The sequence below is a fragment of the Treponema sp. genome, assembly GCF_052169735.1.
In the GTDB taxonomy this organism is placed as follows: domain Bacteria; phylum Spirochaetota; class Spirochaetia; order Treponematales; family Treponemataceae; genus Treponema.
This window is the reverse complement of sequence record NZ_JBQNBW010000045.1, coordinates 1-21,834: the sequence shown is the minus strand read 5'-3', so window position 1 is coordinate 21,834 and position 21,834 is coordinate 1. Positions and strand designations below refer to the sequence as shown.

Below are 21,834 nucleotides of genomic sequence, written 5' to 3'. Positions count from 1 at the left end.
ACTTGTTCATTAAATACTCCTATACTGTCGCTTAATTTTGATTACTTACTTAATATATCACTTTTCGTTCAATCCGTCTATCTTTCCCTCCAAGACCACTGGTCAAGGAAGAGAGATGGTATCCCACAGGCAGTCTGCCTGTGGGATAGTTTGGAGCTTTTTTCGGCTTACTTACCGCGAAAGCTGTTCCTGATTATTTAATCACATAGAGCGCTCCGCTGCTTCTGCCGAAGATTTCGTTTTCGTACATGCATTCGGCAGTTACAGGCGGGCAGGGGTAGATGCCGCGGCGGGCTGCACGGAACTTAAATTGTACCGTAGCGGCTCCTTTTGCCCAGCTGTTCCAAAAGTACTGTACTTCTGAATCGTATATCTGCTGTGCGCTTAATGGGCGCCAACCTGTCCATGAATCGGAATCGCTATCCGTATCATCATAATCATCCTGCATAGAGGCTGTAGTAACAAATCGTGCGTCTAACACCTCTGCCCCTGAGGGAATCGGCGCCCGCAGTGCGACAAACGTATAATCCTTGCCGGATGAGAGGCGGATTGTCATTTCGTATGTTTTCCCGCTTTCAAGTGTAATCTGTGAAGTCTTCTCCGATGCCGGTTCTATGATTGTATTTGCAGCAATATCCCGGATCGTGTAAGACACACCCAGTCCTTCATCCCGTATCAGCTGCTGTTCTTGGGGCAGGGCGTAGGAAAGAGAGGCTGTATAGTACAGCTGTCCCGTGCCGGTTTTAGAGAAGCGGAGCGGCGACAGCGTGTCCCGTTTTGCTTGTGCAAGCGGCGCTTCCTGGAAGGAACTGCGTTTTGCAGCAGGTTGTGCACTGGCGCCTTTGAACGCTGCTGTCAAAAGTTCTTCGCCGGACAGAGCGGCGGAGGCAGTCATATCGGTGGAATCAAGCTGGGCGTAATCAATATACGCTGCAATCGCTTCCAAAACATGGGCTGTGGTTGCTGTATTCTGCCAGTAGCCGCCTTTTTGACGCTGCAATAGGGTGTATAGTACCGCCCGTACTGCATCCTCACGGTTATGGTCGGGGGCTATGGTTACTAATGCTTGTAAAATCAGCGCTAGATCGAGGGATATGTCGTTTTCATACCAGAACCGGTAGGCTGAAGACGGTACCGCAAGGCTTATGCTGCGGGTAGTAAAGCGGCATGCTGCAATGATGGTGTTCAGGCAGTCTGCTGCTTGCTGTACATCGCCGGAATGTCCGCGCTGCATATAGGTTAAACCGAGCAGGGCTACTACAGAAAGATCAAGCGGCTGCGGTGCATCGGTTTTCATCTGCGGGATGGTGCTGAGTTTGATTGCATTGAGAACACTGTCAGCTATATCGGCATCGTTAAGCGTTAAAACAAAGCAGGCGTATGCTTGAAGATACGGAGAAAGTGTTTTCCGCTGTGATAGCAGTCGAGATTTCAGATAGGCATTGAGCCGTTCAATGTTAATGCTTATATCTTCCGGGCTATAACCGTGCTGTCCTGCAGCGGCGCAGATATGGGCAATTCTGAGGCTGACATAAAAATCGCTTTCCCTAGAACCTTGCCAGTAGGGGAAGCCTCCGTCATCGTGCTGTTCTCGTGCCCATGCTGCCAGTGTTTTTTTGACTGTGCGCCGCACATTCGGTACCTTGCTTTTAAGCCCAAATATGTCGATATAGCGTTCAAATAGGACAAGAGGAAGGATGCGCGCCGACTGCTGTTCCATACAGAGGAATGGGTAGTCAAAGACGTAGTTTACCGCTGTTGTTAAGGTACCCAAGCCGCTTGAATCCAGTGTTAGGCTGAGCGCTCCCGTATTTGCATCAGCTGCTGATGGAATAATCAAGCCTTCCGCTGCTTCTGTGTCCTCTTTGGCAATAGCCCCTGTTACGGTTACCGTTTCAAACACAAAGGGGCGGTCAATAGTCAGCAGCTGGATCAGTCGCTCGTTTACTGCATCGGAAGAGATTGAGAATACCGTTTCAACCGTACCTGCCTTGACTGCGGCAAGATCGAAGTAAACCGCCGCTTGTCCTCCTCCTGCAACGGTAATGGTACGGGAGGTTTCTCCGTCAATAAAGGCAGCTCCGCGGTGCGGTATACCGAGTGTAGAAGCCACCGTCTCCTGCTCCTCTTCTTGCTTTCCCGTGTGCTGCTGTACATTGTTTTGCCCCGCAGCCTTCTTCGCACTTCCGCTTTTGCTTTCGTGTGCATCGGCGGCGGAGTCATCCTGTGAACCGGGTTCGCGGACGGAGGCGGTAACGGTAATCCGGTGTGGGCGGCTATCTAAATTGGATATGAGTACCCCGCATTCTGCCGTGTCCCGTTCGCGGAGACGGCGCGGCATCACCGGTAACACATTCACCGTGTTCTGCACGGTAATTTCTTCTTCATGTAGGGCAAAGAGGTCTGCATGAGTACCGACGGCGGTGATCCGGTAGCTGGTCAGCGTATCCGGTAGTCTAAAGGTTGCCCGTACTTGTCCCTTTGCATCGGTTTTAAGAATGGGGATAAAGACCGCTGTCGGATTAAAATTGCTCCGTTCGCTACCTTCTTCGCCCTTACCGCCGTCAGAATCACCGCCCGCAAGGGTTTTCGCTTCCTCAATAACGGGATCCATGAGCCATGCGCGGGAATCTCCGCCTGTAACGCCGAGCGGGAAATGCTCAGGATCGTAAAAATACTCAATCGGATTCGGCACATGATAGTTGATTAAATCGAGAACACCGCGGTCGACGGCAAGTAAGGTCAATTCAGCATCTGCAATGGGCTTTCCGCCTTTTGTTGCGGTCAAGGTAATTGTTGCCTCTTCGCCGGGCTTATACACTGACTTATCCGCTGCAATTTCAACGGAAAATGCCTTAACGCGCGGATTAACCATAATGGGGGTTACTCCGAATATTCCTTTCGGTTTATCCATGTCAAGTTCATTGTGTTTATGCTGAGGCTCCTTTGTCCGTACTGAATATGAAGACACTGCAACATAGACAACCGGGAAATAATTATTTGCAATGGGAATTTCCAATACCTGTGTACTGTCCTGCAATTCACGGATTTCTTCCGTAAAAATCCCTTCGCGCTCCACTGTGATAAGGTATCTTCCTGCAGGAAGCGGACTTTCCATCAAGATGCGGGCAGTATCGCCGGGATTGTAGAGTGATTGATCCGGGGTGAGCCGTATTGAATCTTCGGAATCGCGGTTCCAGTAACTTGCACCGGAACCGGTTACATAAAATGAATAGTCGGTTTTGAATGTCCGTCCCGCAGTATCGGTTCCGCTCACACTGAGTATGTATGAACCGGCATTTTGGGGAGTCAGCTGTATTGAACCCTTTGCCGCAGCTTTGAGCGGAGCAGAATATTCCGTGATGTTTTCTTTTTCGTAGTTGGAGTAAATACTGCCGCCTGAACCGCGCTCCTGTACGAGTTTCCAGTTTTCACGAATTAAGGTAACGGAAAAATCACCTTTTATACGTTTGGTATCGCTGAGCGGTTCTCCATCCGGGGATGCAAGGATGAAGGGGAAGGAAAGCTCCTTGCCTTTTTGAGCAAAACCGGTAAGGTTTTCGGGACGGGCAATACCGGCATACACGGCAGCCGGATGTACCAGCACACTATTCCGTGCGGAAATTTGCTGATTACTCAAGTCTGTTATCGAGACTTCTGCGCTATAGCGGTAGGGTAAACCGATAATGCCTTCGGAAAGAGTTGTAGGGCAGGCAATTTCCGCGGTACCGCTGCCGGAGAGTTTTCCCGAAAGTGATGAAATATGTTCAAGTCCGAAGCCGCTTGCGCCAAACCGGTACTTTTGTAAGGAGGGATGTTCAGGACGGAATGAGGCTCCCTCCCGCATCCAATAACAGCTATATGCAGCATTTCCCAGTCCTCCTCCTGAAAGGTACGAGGCAGAAACGGCTGCTTGTATGGTATCTCCCATGATAACGGGCTTACCGGGCATTGTAATTTCGCTTTGGAATTTTACTTTTTCAAAGTAGGCAATGCTGATCGAGCATTCCTGTGTTGTATTACCTTTTTTGCCGTCTGTCCGCTGATATGACAGGCTGTAGCTTCCGGGAGGCACATCGTCCGGTAACTGGAATGATCCCCAAAAACTGCCGGATTCGGTACAGGTTCCTTCTATAGTGCCGATTGTTACCGGTTCGTCTTCCGAGGAGTAACCCCAGAGGCTAATAGTATAGGTGCCGCTATAGGGACTGAGCTTACTCAAGTATTGTGTGCGGTCTATGCCTCTAAATGAAACAGTTTCGCCGGGTTTGTACAGTCCGCGGTCAGAGAAAAGAAATGTCCGCTGATGGGTGTGCACTACTTCATCGGGAGTATCGACTGAAGGAATGCCGAATTGCCACGGATTATGACTGCGCGGATAGAATACGGCACGGTCCCCATCTTTTTCGACAAAGAGAGCGGTATATGTTGATGCTCTTCGGAAAAAGCCAATGCTTTTTTCATCATAGGAAAGGATTGCAAGCCCCTTTTTATCGGTTACGGCAGATGCAAAGGCTCTGTTTGTGCCCTCTTCAGGACTAACCGCTGCCGCTCCTTTCTTTGCCTCTGCATCGTAAAGATACACGGAAGCTCCTTCTACCGGCTCTCCCGTTGAGAGCTTAGAAACCAGCACGACGGTTTTATTCAAAGCTGAACGCACCGTGATGCCGAGATCCGTTACCTGTACAGTTGAAGTTCTCCGGTAGGTTTGAGTTGTCTTGCCCCGATAGGAAGTATAGGGCAGGGTAATTTCGGAATCTATTCTAACAAAGCCTTTTCCGTTTGTTAGGTAGGGGTCAAGGTCTACCAGTTCAAATTGCCGCTTATTCAGGATGCCTGTTTTGAAAGGTATCTCTGTGTTGGTATCATAAGCAGTTCCCCAGTCTTGCATATTCAGCGGATTATCCGTTTGTGCAGCTGCATAGCTTGAAGGCTCAAGGATATTGCGATATTCAAAGAGGTATTTGTGCGGATATTTCGCCTCCAGTATGAGATGCCCTTGATCGGTATAGTCTACAAAGCTCGCTGCATCAGGGATCGTTACGTGATATGAGGCATTAGCTGTCAGGTGTCTTCCATATATATCTTTTATGCCGTTTCCTATACGTACCGTATACTTTTCTTGCGGGGCAACCGGTAAATCATGCAGGATGAGTGTTGATGTTGCTACTTCGATAGTGTTCATAGTGAGCGGAAGCGGCGGTTCTATGGCGATATTTTCAGCAACTGTCTTTGCATCCACCGGATGAGAGAATCTAATAATGATAGGATTAGTGTAACCGTAGTAACTATCATATACATCGGCTTCTTTGCTTTTAAATGGTCTTAGTGTATGGTAGCCTGTGGTAATACTCTCCATTCCGGGGCGTTTAAGAGTAAGCGTAACCATTGCATTGAAGGGGATATCTCCACGGATATTCACCAATGCTCTGAAGTCATTTTCTCTTTCAGCACGTGAGATACTGCAAGCGTATGGGACTGCTTGTTTTCCGGCTTCTTGTACGGAAACAGACAGAACCGAGGAGAGTTTTTCGGGCTGCACCGGATAGTTGAAAGAAAGCAGCACTTCATTTGCCGCTTCAGGGATAAGATTATCGGTGTTGATCGGTATCCAATGGTCTGAGTTTTTGCGCAATGTATAGCCCGGCTGGGAATAGGTAATGCGGAGCGCCTCACTGGTAACGGTGAATACGCGTTTCCCTTCTATCGGTTTGCCGTTTAATGCCCGAACCCCCTCTTTAACCCGCAGAGTATATTTCTGTCCGGGAATTAAACTTTCCTGCGGCTCAAAGGCGAGATAGCGTGAACCGTACCACCGGTATACCCCTTTTACTGCCGGACTTATGTCAAGATAAGGAGATTCTGCCGCAGGTGTTTCAAGAGCGCTGAGCGCTTTTACCGGCAGGGAAAAGACAACGTAAAATACCGGCGATGCCGCTGCCGCAGGGATTTTCCCTTTCGGCCCCCAGTCAGCAACGGTGAGCGGGGAAGTTTGCGGAAGGTCTATGGTCTCTCCTGCGGCAGAAGCTCCGCTTGCAGTGCCGGAAGTATTATCCGCCTGGGTATTCTGAGCGCTGGCGGGACTGCTGACATCACCCGATGTAGGCAGCGTTCCGGCGTTTACCGGTTTTTCCGGGAGATAGGAGGTGCGGTAGGCGCTGAGTTCCCGCACACCGGGGATAACTGATGCATCGATACCGGATTCTGGAGAAGCCGGCGCTTTGAATGCCGGAATAGAGGCAGTTTGCTCCGGTTCCGGTGTTTCTATTGTGTATTGCGGTAAAAACTGTTTTTCAAAATCCGAAATCGTGGGGTCGTTATATTTTTGCTGTATTTTTTCTTGCAGCTGCGCGATGTATGCGTGCTGCTGTGCCTTTGATGAATCTCCTGTTGTGCTGTTTTTATTACAGCTGATAGCAAGAACTGCAAGGATTGCTGCAATAAGTATTCCGCTTTTTTTCATTATGATGATATACTCCCTTCAATAGAATAGACGACCATTTATCAAACAATGTACGTCCTTGCATATTGAGTGATAACGAATTTTTGCTCAAGCCGAAACGTCGCTTCTGCTATAACCACCGCCATCCATGGCGAGTTCAAAAATTGACCTCCTTGTCAATTTTTGAACGTGAGTTTTTGCTATGCAAAAACGTCACTGCTGCATGGAACCACCGCCATCCATGGCGAGTTCAAAAATTGACCTCCTTGTCAATTTTTGAACGTGAGTTTTTGCTATGCAAAAACATCACTGCTGCATGGAACCACCGCCATCCATGGCGGTACTGAATTAAAGCTGCCGCGGATGGGCTTATAAAGCAGCAACGGCGGGAATGTCCCGAAGCTAACCGACTTTTGGGATATCTCCTCGTAAGTCCATTTACAACACGGATGTTGTAAATGGACAGCTGCGGCTTATTCGAGCGGAGAGTTAATGCTCACATGCTTCGCCAGGGCTGTTGATTACCGTGTACGCGTTCTGCGCATAACAGCAACAGCTTTCAGAAACTACTATTTCTTCAACTGTTACTTTTATAGGAACACTTTCATGATGCCTTTCCGTACTGCACAGTCTGTACCGGCTGTTACTTGCAATGCGGTTTTATGAATATCTTCAGGAAAAGCAATTAAAAACATCCCTTCTTGCAGCAAAATATGCTGTTGAGCATTTCCTTCAAATTCGATAAAATCGGTTTCGGCATTGTAGTCCTGCTTTACCTTCATCGCGGTAATAGGGGAAACGGCTATAATTTCTTCTCCCTTAATCATAAAATGAATGTCGATATATTTGCGGTGTCCTTCCCATACACGCTCTTCTTTCACTGTGGTATGATATGCATTGACATTGCAAAAAATTTCTTCATCGCGAATAGGATTTTTCCCTTCTTGTAATGCGTTTACATCAGTAGTCTGAAGCCAGTGCAGCGCCTCTGCAATCCGGGGGCATAAACCTTCGTACCGTGCTGCATCTTTAATTGTTCCGATAACCATATACACTCCTTCTCAAGACCATCCTTGAGTTTTTTATTATTATATCACAAATTTTCGCAATTTGGAAAGAAGCAGCTTTTCTGAAAATATAGTACAGCCGCCGGATTGGAATGCATTCAGTGCTTTTGCATCTGTATTCGATCCGGTCAATGAAGTAAAGAGTGCAAAAATGTATTGTTATTCCGGCTATACAGTAGAGATACCATCTATCCTAAAACCGCTAACCTGTTTATAATAGATGCTCAACTTATAATGTAGTGGAGGGGAATCTCTAAAATTTAGTGTAGGGATGCAGCGGCTTCTTCTAAAAAACTAATGCGCAATCCGTTTTAGCGGATATGATAAATCGTTTCCGTACAGAACAAGCCGATAGGCTTGATGTTTTTAGATTCGCGATAATTTTAAATAAGAATAATGGAGGAAATCATGGTGAAGCGAAGTTTTTCCGAGAGCTTAAAAAAACTTTTTGGTATTCATTCTCAACTGGATGATTCTTTTTTTGAAAGTGTAACTGACACATTGGTTGAAGGCGATATAGGTGCTCAATTTGCATTTGAGATCGAAGATAAGCTCCGTTCCGAATGTAAAAAGCAGAAAATAGATCAGCAAGAGCAGGTGTTGAATGTTTTATATGATATTTTGCTTCCATTTTTGCCCATTGCCGCACTGACACCGGAGCCGGGTAAAACCTCCGTGTATTTGCTGCTCGGTGTAAATGGAGCGGGGAAGACAACAACGGCAGCAAAACTTGCCCGGTATTTTACGCCCCTCGTGCAATCTCCCATTGTACTTGCTGCCGCAGATACGTTCCGGGCTGCTGCGATTGAACAGCTTGAGTATCACGGCAAACAGCTTGATGTGCGGGTTATTGCCCATCAATACGGCGGAGATCCCGGAGCGGTTATCTTTGATGCGGCTCAGGCAGTGCGGGCGCAAGGAGGCGGTTTGGTTATTGCCGATACGGCCGGCCGGCTTCATAATAAGGAGAATTTGGTACGGGAGCTGCAAAAAATCAACAGGATTGCGGAATCGAAAACAGATCCGGGCTGCTATAAAAAGATACTCGTGCTCGATGTTACTGCAGGTCAAAGCGGGTTCCGGCAGGCGGAAGTATTCCATGAAGCTGTTGGGGTAGATGCTGTCATCCTTACAAAATACGATTCGACAGCCAAAGGCGGTATTGCGCTGAGTGTCGGCAGGCAGCTCGGGCTACCGGTTATCTTTACCGGCACCGGTGAAAAATACGGAGACTTTGCACCGTTTAATGCTGACACGTATCTGCGGGAATTTATCGGTATGCCGGTATGAGGTGTTCTACACGCTGCGTCCTCATGCTAATATGCCTGTGCCGCCTGCCTTCCTTGTACGCCGCCGTAGAGTTGTACGCCGCAGCGGAGACAGGTTCTGCTGTTCAGCTGCTGTCCGCTGCCGCAACGGATAGCAAAGCATCGGGGCAGCCGGTTTCTGCAGAAAACAAAAACAGCACGGTGTTATCGGAACCCGGGATAAAGTCTGAAAAAGCGGCGGCGGTAGAAGATAAAGCGGAAGTTTCTTCTGCGGAGACTTTAGCGGGCGATGCGGTACCGGCTGGAGACAGTTCTAAAAAAAAGCCGGCAGATGATTCGGAAAAAAAAGAAGAAGCTGGAGATTCTACATTTGCTTCTATTCAGAATACCGGTTTAACGGTTGCAGATGGGGACAAATGGTATTACGAAAGTTTTGATCGGCAAGGGCGGCAGGTTTTTGCAGTACTCTACGAAGGAGACAGCGAAATTGAGCGAACGGTCTGGACATATCAGGATGCTGCACGCTATCCTGTTCAGAAAAAAACATCCCGGGCTTCTGCTGTGGAGGTAATCCGCTATGATGAGAAGGGGAGGGTACTGGTTATTGAACACTATGAAGAAAAAAAGCTAACATCCAAGACCGAAAATAGATATAATAACGGCGGTAAGCTAATGGAGCAGACGGTAACTGCAGGAAGAAATACCGACAAATCGGTGTGGGACTTTGCCGGAGATAAGGCTGTGTCTCAAACAAAGTACCGGAATGGGAATAAAATCGCTTTTACCGAACTGCATACCGAGCCGCATATTATTCATCTTTATTTTGACGGAAAAGAAGTGTTTATAGGAGAGGAACAGTGAAGCGTTCCGATTTTTCATGGATTTTGTTTGTACTGCGCCGGTTTAATGCGGCAGATACAAAAGGCAGATCAGCGGTTACCGGGATTTTATCCGTGCTTGGAATCGCATTCGGGGTAACGGTACTCATTGTTATTTTGGCAGTGATGAACGGATTTCAGCGCAGCTTTATCGATACTATTTTACAGGTAAGCTCCGCACATGTGCAGTTATACGGCAGCGCCGACATGCTTGAGAAAGCAAAAGCCGCAGGCGGGTGTCAATCATTCTATGTGTTTTCGGAAACGCAAACCGTGATGCAGGGACATTTTGGAAGACAACAGCCTGCGGTACTCCGTGCCGTGCCGGAAACTATTAAGACCGATGACCCCGGTTTTGCCCAAACCGTAACAGTGATGGAAGGTACCTTTGATCTGAGTGTGCCGCAGTCTGTAGTGCTGGGCTATGAACTTGCCCGGATGCTTTCCGTCTCTGCAGGTGATCATATTTCGCTTTTGGCACTTGCCGGTACGGCAGATACCGATATTTTTCCGGAGGATGCGGAATGCCTTGTTGCCGGTCTTATAAAAACCGGCTATTATGCCATCGATTCTGCCTTTGCATTTATTTCAACGCAAACGGGGGAGCAGCTATGCGGTAAGCAGGAGGTGTTATCTGCTGCGGTTAAGCTCACCAATCCCGAAGCTGACGGTGTGTATCTCAGTTTTATTTCAGAGCATTTTCCCGATCTCAAATGTGAATCATGGCGTACCTATAACCACGCCTTTTTCGGTGCGCTGCGGGTGGAAAAAAATACGATGTTTATGTTGGTGTTTTTGATCTTTGTTGTCGTTACTGTCAATATTTATAACGGAATGCGTAGGTCTATCTATGAGCGGCGGGAAGAAATTTCAGTTCTCGCTTCATTGGGCGCACGGAAAGAGCATATTCAAGCCTTGTTTATTGCAAACGGCTTTACCATCGGCTTACTGGGCGCTTCTATAGGACTCGTGATCGGGCTGCTGCTTTCTGCGGATATTAACCGAGTCTTTTTATTCGCGGAATATCTGGTAAATACCGTGATTGAAGCTGCAAATATCCTCTTGGAACATACATTTGTGAGCGGATTTAGCATTTTTAGTCCAAAGTATTTTTATATCGATTCAGTACCCGTGCGTATTTTTTTTAATGAAGTATTTTTAGTATTCCTATTCGGGGTATTTTCTGCGAGTTTTGCTGCATCAGTTGCCGCTCGGAAAATCCTCACATTCAAACCTGCGGAGGTGCTGCGTTATGAGTAAACCGATTTTAGCTCTGACAAATGTAGCAAAAACATTCAAATCGGAGGCTGATTCCATCAGTATTCTGCATAATTTAGAGCTGACCGTTGAAGAGCCTGCAAAAATTGCTGTTGTAGGCGAATCTGGATGCGGTAAGAGTACCTTTTTGAATATTGTCGGCGGTTTGGAGCAGGCTGATTCTGGGGAGATTATTGCGGGCGGCTATGAACTGCACCGTTTGGATGAAAACGGATTGACGGAATACCGCCGCTTTTATCTCGGTTTTATCTTTCAGTTTCATTATTTGCTCAAAGATTTTACCGCGCTTGAGAATGTGATGCTGCCAGCTCTTATCGCCGGTTTACCGAAAAAAGCGATAAAAGAGAAGGCTATTGCGCTGCTCCGCGATGTAAAACTGGAAAACCGGCTCAACCACTTTCCATCACAGCTTTCCGGCGGGGAACGGCAGCGTGCAGCGGTTGCTCGTGCGCTGATCAATGACCCCTCACTGATTTTAGCGGATGAACCAACGGGTAATCTCGATCCTGCAAATGCGCACGGGGTGCAGGAGCTGCTGTTTTCGATGGCTGATAAGCACCATAAAACGCTAATCATTGTAACCCACGATCTAGGTATCGCGGCAAATACTGACCGCTGCTACCGGCTTGAGCAAGGAAGTTTGCACCTATTATGAATTTTTTACTTGCATGGAAACTTGCACTGCGGTATTTGGGGCTCAATGCAGGAGCTTCTGTCTCAAATGCACGCAAAAGCTTAATCGGGGCAGTGTGGGGGATTGGCATTAGTATTATCCCGCTGGTGATTGTGTTAGTGGTATCAGATGGGATGATTAAAGGGATAACTTCTCGGATGATAGAACTCGGCAGCGGTCACATACAGGTAATTGATCTCCGCCCCATGCCGAGGACTAAGGCTGCAGCTCAAGAACGGCGGGAGAATACCGAGGAGATTTTTGATGTAGTCCGTATGCAAATGCCCTCAACTGTTACCGGAACACGGCGGCATCAGGAAGGTACGGGGCTTTTAATCGGGAAAAAAGGACGCAGCGGAGGTACAATCCGGGCTATCGATTCAACGTATTTTACTGAAAACCCTCCCGCACAAAAGCTCTTAACAGTGGTTAGCGGCAGTATTGATCTCAGTGATCCGCACGGTATTCTGCTCGGTAAAAAGATTGCGGAAAAAACCGGTCTTGCTGTTGGGGATAGCTGTTCCCTTTTGACCCTGCTGCCGCAATATTCAGGTAATAAAACGGTGCCGAAACTCACCCGGTTTAAGGTAACCGGTATTCTGTCTTCAGGGTATCAGGAACTCGATGCATTGTGGATTTTTATTCCGTTGGAAACAGGAGCGGCAGTGCTTTCGCCGCAAGCCTCGTTGAACTCTCTGGTAGTCAGTGTTGCGGATCCGTTTGATGAATCCTTGCTTGCTGCCGCTAAGCAGAACCTTTTGCAGCAGCTGCCGCCGGGATTTTCTATTTATAGCTGGCAGGATTTAAATCGTGCTCAATTTTATTCGTTTCAGACATCAAAAAATCTTTTGCTGTTTATTATGTTTTTAATTCTGCTTGCTGCTTCGGTCAATGTTTCTTCTGCAATGGTGATGCTCATTATGGAGAGGCGGAGGGAAATTGCTATTTTAAAGACGGCGGGTGCGCATCCGTTTTTTATCACGCTTTCGTTTTTATTGGCAGGGCTGTTGACCGGAATGGCAGGTCTTTGTATCGGACTATTAGGCGGTATTCTTGCTTCAATACATATCAATGAGCTGTTCGTCTTTTTTGAATATGTTATCAATTCGGCACAATCTTTGCTTTACTATATTATAGGAAGAACGGGAACTCCGGAAACCATTCATCTGCTTGCCCCTGAATACTATTTGGAATATATTCCCATAACGCTGAATGCAGCGGGGCTTTACACTATTGCCGCCGGAACTTTGATTTTATCGGTTATTGTCTGCATGATTCCGGCTGTGTCCGCAGGTAAAGAAAAACCGCTGGACAGTATGCGGAAACTTTCGTAATGCGTACCGGTATTTCACGGAGCGGATGTCTTGAATCGTGGATGGTACACTCTGCTTGCATAAAGGCTACGGCTTTTTGACAACAGCCTCGATACACCGCATAAGCTGCGAGCAGGTATAGCCGCTGATCAAATATGCATTGGAGCTGCGGTTGTCGGAAAAAACATAGTCGCCGCTTTGCAGCGGTGTAAACGAAAAGCGCAGCTCGGTTCCATCCCCAAGGGAGAGCCTGACCGATGCCGTCTGAGGAGTTTGCAGGGGGGGAGCGCTATACACATCAATACAGGAAAATTTTTCTAAAAAAAGCTCCAGGTCGCGGAAGGCTGCTTCATGCTCTTCGTTTCTAAGTACAGTATCCTTGCCGTATTCCAATCCTTGAATACCTGTTCCGCGGAAAATACGTGCATAGAGCTGCATATCAAGCCAGAAGGGAGCGGCAACGGTTAAAAACGGTTCGAGTGCATTATCAATGAGAAAAACACTGAGGCTGCGTCCCGTCCGCACATATCTGCCGCTGCCAAGCGTATCTGTTGTACCGAAAAACAGCTCCGCGAGAATAGTACCATCTTGCCGTACCAGCCGGATTTGCGCTGCGTGAGCGTCATCAATACCGTACCCGGAATAGTCCCGCGGCTGAGCCGACACGGAAAGAAGCGCCCGGGAAGCGGTCAGCAGCGAAAAAAAACGGCTGATAATTTCCTGCCGCACCGGATACATACCGTTTACCGTCTGGAGATAAAACCGATTGCCTCGTTTAGAGAGCGTCATACGCCCCATCTCCACCGGCTCAGCCTTGAGCGGAATGGAAAAGCGGAGTTCTGCGGTGTCAACTATATCCTGCTCAAGCACTAAACGTCCCGGCACAGCTGCTGTCCGGGCGGGACGGTAGAGAAAAGACAGTCCATACAGGCAGAGGAGGACACAGAGCAGGAGGAACAGAGCCTTTGTTGTACGGCTGTAAGCGAAAATCGATCTAAAAAACAAACAAAAACGCAATGTACGGATAGAATGCATATATGCTCCGGCTTTTTCATACAATATGCCGCAGTTACGGGCGTTTCCGTCCGGACATACACATCACCGCACCGCCTGCAGCAATCAGCAGCGGGATAATCACGAGGTTCAGCACACGGATAAACACAATCATGCGGTTAAATGCCGCATCGCTTTCAATATATTTGAACGGCAAAACCGCCGGCTGCTTGTTCTTTAAATGCAACAGCGCATCCTGCTTGGTAATCCAGTACAGGGCATTTACCATAAGGTCGAGATTGGCATCGGCATGAGCATATTCGGCAGCAGTGCTGATACAGTATTCATCAGCGACAACAAGCAGCCGTGCATTTCCTGCAGGCCCCGGTTCCATACTGTATGCCGCAAGCGGAAATGCCGCACGGCTTTGGCTATCCGCAGCAGCAAGCTGTTTCCCATGCGGGTCGGTATTATACGGAGGACTTTGCAGCGCCGATCCCGTGCCGGACAGCAGCAAGGGGAGCGGGGTTTTGCCCCGTGCGGCAGTACACACCAGCTCTGACGGCCAGAAAAACTGCATTGTCTTTCCTGCGCTCAGGAGCGGAGGGATGGTATCGGCTTCCTGTCTTACCACCTGTACCCAAAACGGGTAGTTGATGTATTCGTAGGAGGAGCCGTCCGCAGCGGGCAGCGTGATCCGGTAGTTTGCGGGATCCATGACCAGATTAGGCTGCAGCACAAAGCCGCAGCGGGCAAGCAGTTCCAGCAGTTCATCATGCTGCTTGGGCGCTGCCTGCCATGAGGCGGCAACATTCACGGTATTGGCAGATACAAAAAAGACGGCAGAACCCTTTTTCCCGATAAATACATCAAGTGCAGTCAACATATCGGCATCAAAATACGATGAACCGGCGACAAGCAGCGGGATTTCCGGCTGCAGCTCCGGATAGGGCTTGGTAAGCACGATCGGGATAAAACCGGCATATTCCAGCCATGGAAGCACATACTTGTAATCCCCTTCGGTACTGCCGGGCGGAAGCGCGACATACACAGACCGTTCGGCAGTCCTTCCCTGCGTATCTTGATTCATTTCCGTAATAAAACGGGCAATATCAGCTTCCAGTGTATACACATCGGATAAAAACGGGATAACCCGGTTTTCCCCCCGGTATTCACACAACAGTCCGGAATACAAATTTTGCAGTATCTTGGTATTCCCGCTATCCCGTTCAATGTGCCGGGCTGCAATCCCCAGCTGCTGCAACCGCTGAGGCGTGCTATCGGCTGCATCTTTATAGATAACAACACACCGTCCCGCTGAAATCTGCTGATACTCATTCAAAATATCCGCCGCATATTGAAGGGACGGTAAAAACCCATCTATGTTATCTGAGCGGAACCACGTAATGGTTACCGTTCCTTCCAAGCTCTTCAGTATGGATTTGGTGTAGGATGAAAGCGAATAGGTCTTCTGCCTCGTCATGTCGGCTCTAATATACACCCGTTGTGTCAGCAGCGCCGACACAAGCACTACCGCGCATAAGAGGACAGCTTGCACACGGTACTCTCTCATCGGCTTCATCGCTGTTCCTCCTGTGCATACAGAATAAAAATAGAAAGCCCTTGTGCGCTTATCATCAGTAGTATATAGAAGAAAAAATCACGGGTATCGAAAATACCGCGAGCAGCTGATTCAAAATGCAGGGTAAAAGAACAAAATGTCAGTATTTTGACGAGGAATGTTGGCATTGGCAGCAGCTGAGCAAAAACATGGCTTACGGTAAAAAAGAGACCGGTAAAAAAGCTGAGTAAAAAACTGACCGCCGTATGCGCCGAGATATTTGCAAGCGCCAAAGACCAGCCGGTAAATGCAGCACCAAAACACAGCACCGCGCAAAATGAAAGGAAAAAAGAAAAAAAATCAAAATAGACGAGCGGAATAACCGAGAGCGGAATGATCATAGTGAGTGCCGTCATACCGGCAAAGCATACCAGCAAAGCCGCAGCTTTAGCGGCAGCAAGCAGCTGTTTATGCACAGGATATACGGCAAGCAACCGGTCTGTCCCATGTTTTTTTTCGTCCGCCCAGCTATTCATCGCAAGCAGCGGAATTACAATACAAAACAAAAACGGCAGATTTAAAAAGAAAGGGCGGAAGTCTGAAAAACCTGCCGAAAACCAATAGCCTGAGCCGACAAAGGGAATCGCGGCTCCTGCATAGAGCACAAACGCTGCGGCATAGACAGCAGGGCTGTGCAGCAATGCGGTCAGTTCCTTGGAAAAGAGCGCTTTAAAGGCTTGATTTTGCTTCATTTCCGCCCCCGCTTGCCGGTACCGGTGTGCAGCGGTTCAGTTTCCGTCCTAAATTCATGGGTGGTAACGCCCGCATAGTGTTCAAAAACACGGAACAAGAGCTTATCCGATGCAGCATCTTCCGTAATACCGGCATCTTCAAACAGCTTGTCGGCAAGTTCAGCCCGCGTACCCACAGCAATTTGCTGCCCTTTATGCAACAGAATATGATCGGAACAAATCCGCTCCGCCATTTCCAGTTGGTGTGTACACAGAATAACAGCTGCATGGGTAGACAGGGTGAGGACTTTTTTTTCAAAATCTTGGAGCTGAAACGGATCGAGTCCGGAAGCAGGTTCATCCAACAGGATAAGCCGGGGATGGTGAATAATCGCTTGAGCAAAACCAACCCGCTGCCGATACCCTTTAGAAAGTCCCTTGATACGCCTGCCGTATACCTCCTGTAAATCGGTAAACTCAAGCGCTTCTGCCAGCATTGCCTGCTGAACATGACTGCCGATACCGCGCATCTGCAGCGTAAAAAGCAAGAATTCTTCCACCGTCATCGAATCGTAAAGCGGGTTTTGCTCATAGAGAATCCCCGTATTGCTCTTTGCCGCCTCCGGATCATCGAGTATAGAAGAGCCGCAGATATGCACATCTCCCGTGCTTGGACGCCGATAGCCGCTGATGATATTCAGTACCGTACTTTTCCCAGCGCCATTCAAGCCGAGCAGGGAATAAATATGCCCGGCTTCTGCCGTAAAACTGATGTGCTCACAGCCTATGTGCCGCTTCTTCCCTGTGCCATAGTATTTACTGATGTCTTGTACATCAAGAATAACCAAATCAGCAGCCTCCGCTCATCATGCCTAAATCCATTGGGCATCTGTAAAACTCAAATCAAATCTAAAAATCGAACCGAGTTTTTAAAGACTATCCTTAAACACGGTAATATCATCCACACTCTTGCGCTTCGGCATCGGAGTTTCCCCATCTGCATAGTCCACTGCGGTTACTGCCACGATAATCTGCGATTCATCAATATTGAAGAACTTTCTAATTGCAGCCTCATCGTAAATACCCATAATCAGCGTTGCCAGCCCTAATTCATGCGCTTTTAAACACATATTCATCGCCTGCATACCGCAGTCGTAATACTGGAACCCGTCTTTCAAATGAGTCTCGTACTCGCCAGCCCGCGTAAAACCAGCCCGCTTATCCACCACCGTCGAAACAATCAGCACGGGAGCATTTTCTACATTATGCCGGTTAAAATCAGGCAAACAGCATGCAAGTTCTTTTTCTGCCGCCCCTTCTGCAACATAATAGCGCGAAACTTGCGAGTTTTTCCATGACGGAGCCATGATAGCAGCTTGAATAATCTCGCGGATCAATTCACGCGGGACAGGTTTGTCCATATATTTACGCACACTCCGGCGCTGATTAATACATGTTTGTAATTCCATATAAAAGCCTCCTAAAATTTTTGAAAGCACCCGCTTGAGCAGCCGGTACGGTTTTCAAAAAACGCGGGTACTATAGCATATTTTGTCAAACGAATCACTAGAGAGGAAAAATTATTGCGGGGGTTTCAGCATGAAAATTGTAAAGCCATAACTTTATTGATAGAGTAAATCTACTTAATCCAATATCGCTGCTGCAGAGCATTTGGTACTAAATACCTATCATCGGTCTCCGTATATACTTGACACCTTCTTTATCTGCATATATACTCAAATAAACATCTGAACAAATGTTCATTTATTAAGATGAGGTGCCGAATGGAAGATAAGACAGATCAAACAATGGAAGAAAATACTGAATATTTTGATCCTGATGCAGTAGCTCATGCACGGTCAAAAATTCCTGATGAAGATACGATGACAGAACTCAGCGATTTTTTTAAGAACTTTGGAGATTCTACCCGTATCAAAATCGTATCAGCATTGATGGCTGGCGAGCTATGTGTTGCAGACATTGCCGAAGTGCTGGAAATTTCCGCCTCAGCAATTTCACATCAGCTGCGGATATTGCGTCAAGCAAAGATTGTACGTTACCGGCGTGTAGGAAAGCAAATCTACTATTCTATAGAAGATAATCACGTCGGTATTCTCTATACCGTCGGTATGGAACATATTCAGGAAGGCCGCTAAAGGAGGAGAAAATGGCTTGTACTTGCACAGCATGTAATCATGTACATTCGGAATCGCACAGCGGAGGTGCCTATGACTCTTTATGGAATAAAAGCGATGTTGCCCGCTTTAGCGCTGCGGCAGTTTTGTTTGTCATCGGTATCATTTTAAAAGTGATGGATGATCCTTTTAAAATAAACGTTATGATCGGCAGCGTGCCGGTTGTAATTGCCGTATCATCACTCTTCTTTATCGGTACATGGCTGACTGCCGGTGTAGAAGTGATGGAAACAACGCTGAAAAATATCGGAAAGGAAAGCATCTTTGATGAAAACTTTTTGATGACTTTTGCCACGATCGGTGCTTTTATCTTGGGTGAGTGGACTGAGGGAGCAGCGGTTATGCTGTTTTACAATCTGGGAGAACTTTTGCAAGCTGCAGCTGTTCAGCAATCGCGCCGGTCTATTACCAACCTCATGGACTTACGCCCGGAGTTTGTCCGGCTTTATTCGTGCAAAGATGAGGAAAATCGCCTTCATGGTGAGCATAACCTGCATGAACATAAGGAACATGAACATGCTGATAAACATCACCACAGCGAAACCTGCTGCATGGAAGATGCTCATACCGGATGCTGTGACCATAATCACCATGAGGATACTCATGCCGGACACACAGATGCAGGTGATAGCTGCGGATGCGGACATAGCCATAGTGCTGAAAATCACACCGGGCATACTCATGGCGGACATCATGATGAAGCCTGCAGCTGCTGCACTCACAGCGGTGACCATGCCGAAGGAACTCTGGTGGCTCCTGAGGAGGTTGTAGTAGGCACACTCATTCTCGTAAAACCGGGAGAAAAAGTACCGCTTGACGGAATACTTGTTGAAGGAGCTTGTTCGTTTGATACCTCATCCATGACAGGAGAAAGTATGCCGCGTTTTATTGAAGCGGGCGGTACTGTGCTGGCGGGCTTTGTCAATACAGACGGCTTAGCGGTGATTAAAACCACAGCGGCAGCAGATGAAACGGCAGCAGCAAAAATGTTGGAGCTGGTAGAGCATGCTCAAGACCGCAAAGCAAAAACAGAACGGCTTATCTCACGGTTTGCGCGTGTCTACACACCGATTGTAACCATCAGCGCTGTACTGCTTGCGCTGCTGCCGCCGTTTATCTTACTGGCGGCACAGGGAAAGCCTCTTTCGTGGGCTGCATTTGTGCCGTGGATTTCACGCGGATTAGTATTTCTTGTCATATCATGTCCTTGCGCCTTTGTAATCTCGGTACCGCTTGGTTACTTTAGCGGACTCGGCGGGGCTGCAAAAAAAGGGATTTTGATAAAAGGCGCTGACTTTATCGACGCATTAGCAAAAACCGATAGCGTAGTATTCGATAAAACAGGGACTCTCACAGCGGGTATTTTAACGGTACAGCAAATACTCCCTGCAGAAACAGATCACACGAAAGCGCTGCTGGAGCTTGCATATATTGCAGAATACCATTCACAACATCCGATTGCAAAAGCAGTGAAAAACTGTGCACAAGAACAGCTTGGGTATGAAAGGATTGCAGAGCTTGAAAAAGAGGTAGAAAGTCTGGTGCAGTACATAGAAAAGGCAGGTTCCGGTGTGAGTATGCTGCGGCAAGGCAAAGAACTGAAAGCCGGGTCAGCCCTCTTTGTGCTGGGTGACACGGGTATGCAGCCGGAGATTGCAGGAACCGTCGACGGTACAAAGGTGTTTATCTCCTATGCAGGACTATATGTAGGCTGTATTATCTGCAGCGATAGTATGAAAGCTCAATCGGCACAGGCAATAAGCGAACTGCGCAGCGCCGGAGTCGGCTACTTGGAAATGCTTACCGGAGACAGCAGAAGCGCCGGTGAAAAAATAGCACAGGCGCTCCAGCTTGACCGCTGCAGCTGTGAACTTTTACCGCACGAAAAAGTTGCCCGCTTTGAAGCAATTAGCGCCGAACGGAAAAAGCGAAATCCTGAAGCTGTGTGCGTTTTTGCTGGAGACGGAATCAACGATGCTCCCGTTCTTGCCCGCGCCGATGTCGGCATTGCAATGGGAGCAATAGGCAGCGATGCAGCGATTGAGGCAGCAGATGTTGTCTTGATGAATGACAACCCGCAGCTCATTCCGCAAGCGATTCAGTCAGCACGGTTTACCAGGAAAATCGTTATGCAGAACATCGCGCTGTCTTTTGCTGTCAAGGCAGCCTTTTTAGCAGGCGGCGCACTGGGCATTATCGGTTTGTGGGTCGCAGTATTTGCCGATGTCGGCGTTGCCCTTCTCGCAGTGTGTAATTCCATGCGGGCACGGCGGTGAGAAAATACCGGCTATCTCTAAAAAACTGATTCGCAGTCCGTGGCGGTCTTCGTCAGCAAATCTACATCCGTGTACATTTGCTGACAACGATGTTTATCGGTTGGCAAAATTGATTGAAATATAATGGGAGAAACCAAGATGAAAGCACGATCAATTACCATACGCGCTGACACAGATTATCAACAGTTTACCCGACCGCAAAACGGATGAAAAAGCCGAAGCCGTATTTTACACGGAGGATTATACTCGGGACGAAGGAAACCATACGGATTGGAGTTCTTCCGATGGGCTCCAAGCAGCGATAAAACGAGCAAGAGCAAAAAACTGGACGATTTATAATCGGGAGCCAAAAAGAGATTTTGAGGAGCTTGAATTGGCTGGGGAATAGGCAATGGCTTTTAAATTGCATTTTAAGGAATATATCTGTCTGCATCATAAAAGTAACCCACGCTTGACATTTTTAGCTCTTTTTAGTAACATTGTTATTAATCAGTAGAAGAGTTATTACAAATATGAACAACCATGTAGAAAAAATATTAGCCGATAAGGATGAACTCAACACACGGGCAAAGATTTTGCGCGCTGCAAAACAGGAGTTTTTTGCCAATGGCTTTGCAGATACTAACGTGCGCACCATCGCCGAAAAAGCCGGTGTAACGACGGGGGCGCTGTATAACCTTTTTAATAATAAGGATGGTATATTCGAAGCTCTTGTAAGCGGCGTATTCGACGAATTATTGAACACCATATCACACAGCGAGCTTCTTGAATCGCAGAACTTCGGTATGAAAACGAGCGACCTTTCCTCAATTACGGAACTATCGCAACGCCGGTTTTTACGAATGATAGATTTTTTTTATGATAATTGGGATGCAATGAAACTGATTGTCTGCTGTTCGAAGGGAAGTTCCTACGAGCATATTTTCGATAAGGCAATCGATATAACTGAAAACGACACCTTTCGATTATTGAAACTCGACGGCGTTAAAATGTCGCGGCGCATACGGTTTTTTATTCATGTCATGGTAACGTCTCACTTTGAAAATTTAAAAGAAATTTTTTATCATAATTTAAAAAAATCGGAAGCAGTGGAATATGTGCTCGACTTTAACGTATACCATTGTGCCGGCTGGAAACAATATTGGATGGAACAAGTAAA

15 protein-coding genes are annotated in these 21,834 nt (G+C 47.5%); 8 read left to right on the top strand and 7 right to left on the bottom strand.

Annotated elements, in window-relative coordinates; all coding sequences use genetic code 11:
- Positions 1–193: 193 nt before the first annotated feature.
- A complete protein-coding gene (locus ACTTJ8_RS08290) occupies positions 194–6,463 on the bottom strand; it encodes an alpha-2-macroglobulin family protein (protein ID WP_442720881.1) in 6,270 nt (2,089 codons plus the stop codon).
- Between the two features lie 569 nt (positions 6,464–7,032).
- Complete coding sequence (locus ACTTJ8_RS08285; RefSeq protein ID WP_442716339.1) at positions 7,033–7,491, bottom strand: NanQ anomerase/TabA/YiaL family protein; 459 nt, start codon at positions 7,489–7,491, stop codon at positions 7,033–7,035.
- 426 nt (positions 7,492–7,917) lie between these two features.
- Between ACTTJ8_RS08285 and ftsY the strand changes: the two genes are divergently transcribed.
- From ftsY to ACTTJ8_RS08260, 5 genes are read left to right on the top strand one after another with little or no spacing between them, the layout of a single operon-like run.
- Positions 7,918–8,799: a signal recognition particle-docking protein FtsY gene (gene ftsY, locus ACTTJ8_RS08280; RefSeq protein WP_442720880.1), complete on the top strand. Its 882-nt coding sequence runs from the start codon at positions 7,918–7,920 to the stop codon at positions 8,797–8,799.
- A 23-nt stretch (positions 8,800–8,822) separates the two neighbouring features.
- Entirely contained in the window at positions 8,823–9,638 is an 816-nt protein-coding gene (locus ACTTJ8_RS08275) for a hypothetical protein (RefSeq protein WP_442720879.1), read from the top strand.
- Complete coding sequence (locus ACTTJ8_RS08270) at positions 9,635–10,915, top strand: ABC transporter permease (protein ID WP_442720878.1); 1,281 nt, start codon at positions 9,635–9,637, stop codon at positions 10,913–10,915. The genes ACTTJ8_RS08275 and ACTTJ8_RS08270 overlap by 4 nt, the downstream gene beginning before the upstream one ends.
- Positions 10,908–11,588 carry an ABC transporter ATP-binding protein gene (locus tag ACTTJ8_RS08265; RefSeq protein WP_442716343.1) on the top strand — a complete coding sequence of 227 codons (681 nt, stop codon included), beginning with the start codon at positions 10,908–10,910 and terminating at the stop codon, positions 11,586–11,588. The genes ACTTJ8_RS08270 and ACTTJ8_RS08265 overlap by 8 nt, the downstream gene beginning before the upstream one ends.
- Positions 11,585–12,940 (top strand): ABC transporter permease, encoded by a 1,356-nt coding sequence (locus ACTTJ8_RS08260; protein WP_442720877.1) that lies wholly within the window; start codon positions 11,585–11,587, stop codon positions 12,938–12,940. Before ACTTJ8_RS08265 ends, ACTTJ8_RS08260 begins: the two co-directional genes overlap by 4 nt.
- Before the next feature lie 66 nt (positions 12,941–13,006).
- Here the strand turns inward: ACTTJ8_RS08260 and ACTTJ8_RS08255 are convergent, their stop codons facing one another.
- The 5 genes from ACTTJ8_RS08255 to ACTTJ8_RS08235 all read right to left on the bottom strand — a co-directional run bounded on the left by ACTTJ8_RS08255 (position 13,007) and on the right by ACTTJ8_RS08235 (position 17,673).
- Complete coding sequence (locus tag ACTTJ8_RS08255; protein ID WP_442720876.1) at positions 13,007–13,924, bottom strand: DUF4340 domain-containing protein; 918 nt, start codon at positions 13,922–13,924, stop codon at positions 13,007–13,009.
- A 64-nt stretch (positions 13,925–13,988) separates the two neighbouring features.
- Positions 13,989–15,494 (bottom strand): Gldg family protein, encoded by a 1,506-nt coding sequence (locus ACTTJ8_RS08250; RefSeq protein WP_442720875.1) that lies wholly within the window; start codon positions 15,492–15,494, stop codon positions 13,989–13,991.
- Positions 15,491–16,225, bottom strand: a complete 735-nt coding sequence (locus ACTTJ8_RS08245) for an ABC transporter permease (RefSeq protein WP_442720874.1) — start codon at positions 16,223–16,225, stop codon at positions 15,491–15,493. The genes ACTTJ8_RS08250 and ACTTJ8_RS08245 overlap by 4 nt, the downstream gene beginning before the upstream one ends.
- Complete coding sequence (locus ACTTJ8_RS08240) at positions 16,222–17,052, bottom strand: ABC transporter ATP-binding protein (protein ID WP_442716348.1); 831 nt, start codon at positions 17,050–17,052, stop codon at positions 16,222–16,224. Before ACTTJ8_RS08240 ends, ACTTJ8_RS08245 begins: the two co-directional genes overlap by 4 nt.
- 81 nt (positions 17,053–17,133) lie before the next feature.
- Positions 17,134–17,673, bottom strand: coding sequence for a nitroreductase family protein (locus ACTTJ8_RS08235; RefSeq protein WP_442720873.1), 540 nt, complete (start codon positions 17,671–17,673; stop codon positions 17,134–17,136).
- A gap of 315 nt (positions 17,674–17,988) precedes the next feature.
- On the opposite strand from ACTTJ8_RS08235, the gene ACTTJ8_RS08230 reads away from it, so the two are divergent.
- From ACTTJ8_RS08230 to ACTTJ8_RS08220, 3 genes are all read left to right on the top strand, one after another.
- Positions 17,989–18,360 (top strand): ArsR/SmtB family transcription factor, encoded by a 372-nt coding sequence (locus ACTTJ8_RS08230; protein ID WP_442716350.1) that lies wholly within the window; start codon positions 17,989–17,991, stop codon positions 18,358–18,360.
- Positions 18,361–18,371: 11 nt separating this feature from the next.
- Positions 18,372–20,675 carry a heavy metal translocating P-type ATPase gene (locus tag ACTTJ8_RS08225; protein WP_442720872.1) on the top strand — a complete coding sequence of 768 codons (2,304 nt, stop codon included), beginning with the start codon at positions 18,372–18,374 and terminating at the stop codon, positions 20,673–20,675.
- A 512-nt stretch (positions 20,676–21,187) separates the two neighbouring features.
- A partial coding sequence (locus ACTTJ8_RS08220; RefSeq protein ID WP_442720871.1) for a TetR/AcrR family transcriptional regulator occupies positions 21,188–21,834 on the top strand: 647 nt, incomplete at its 3' end.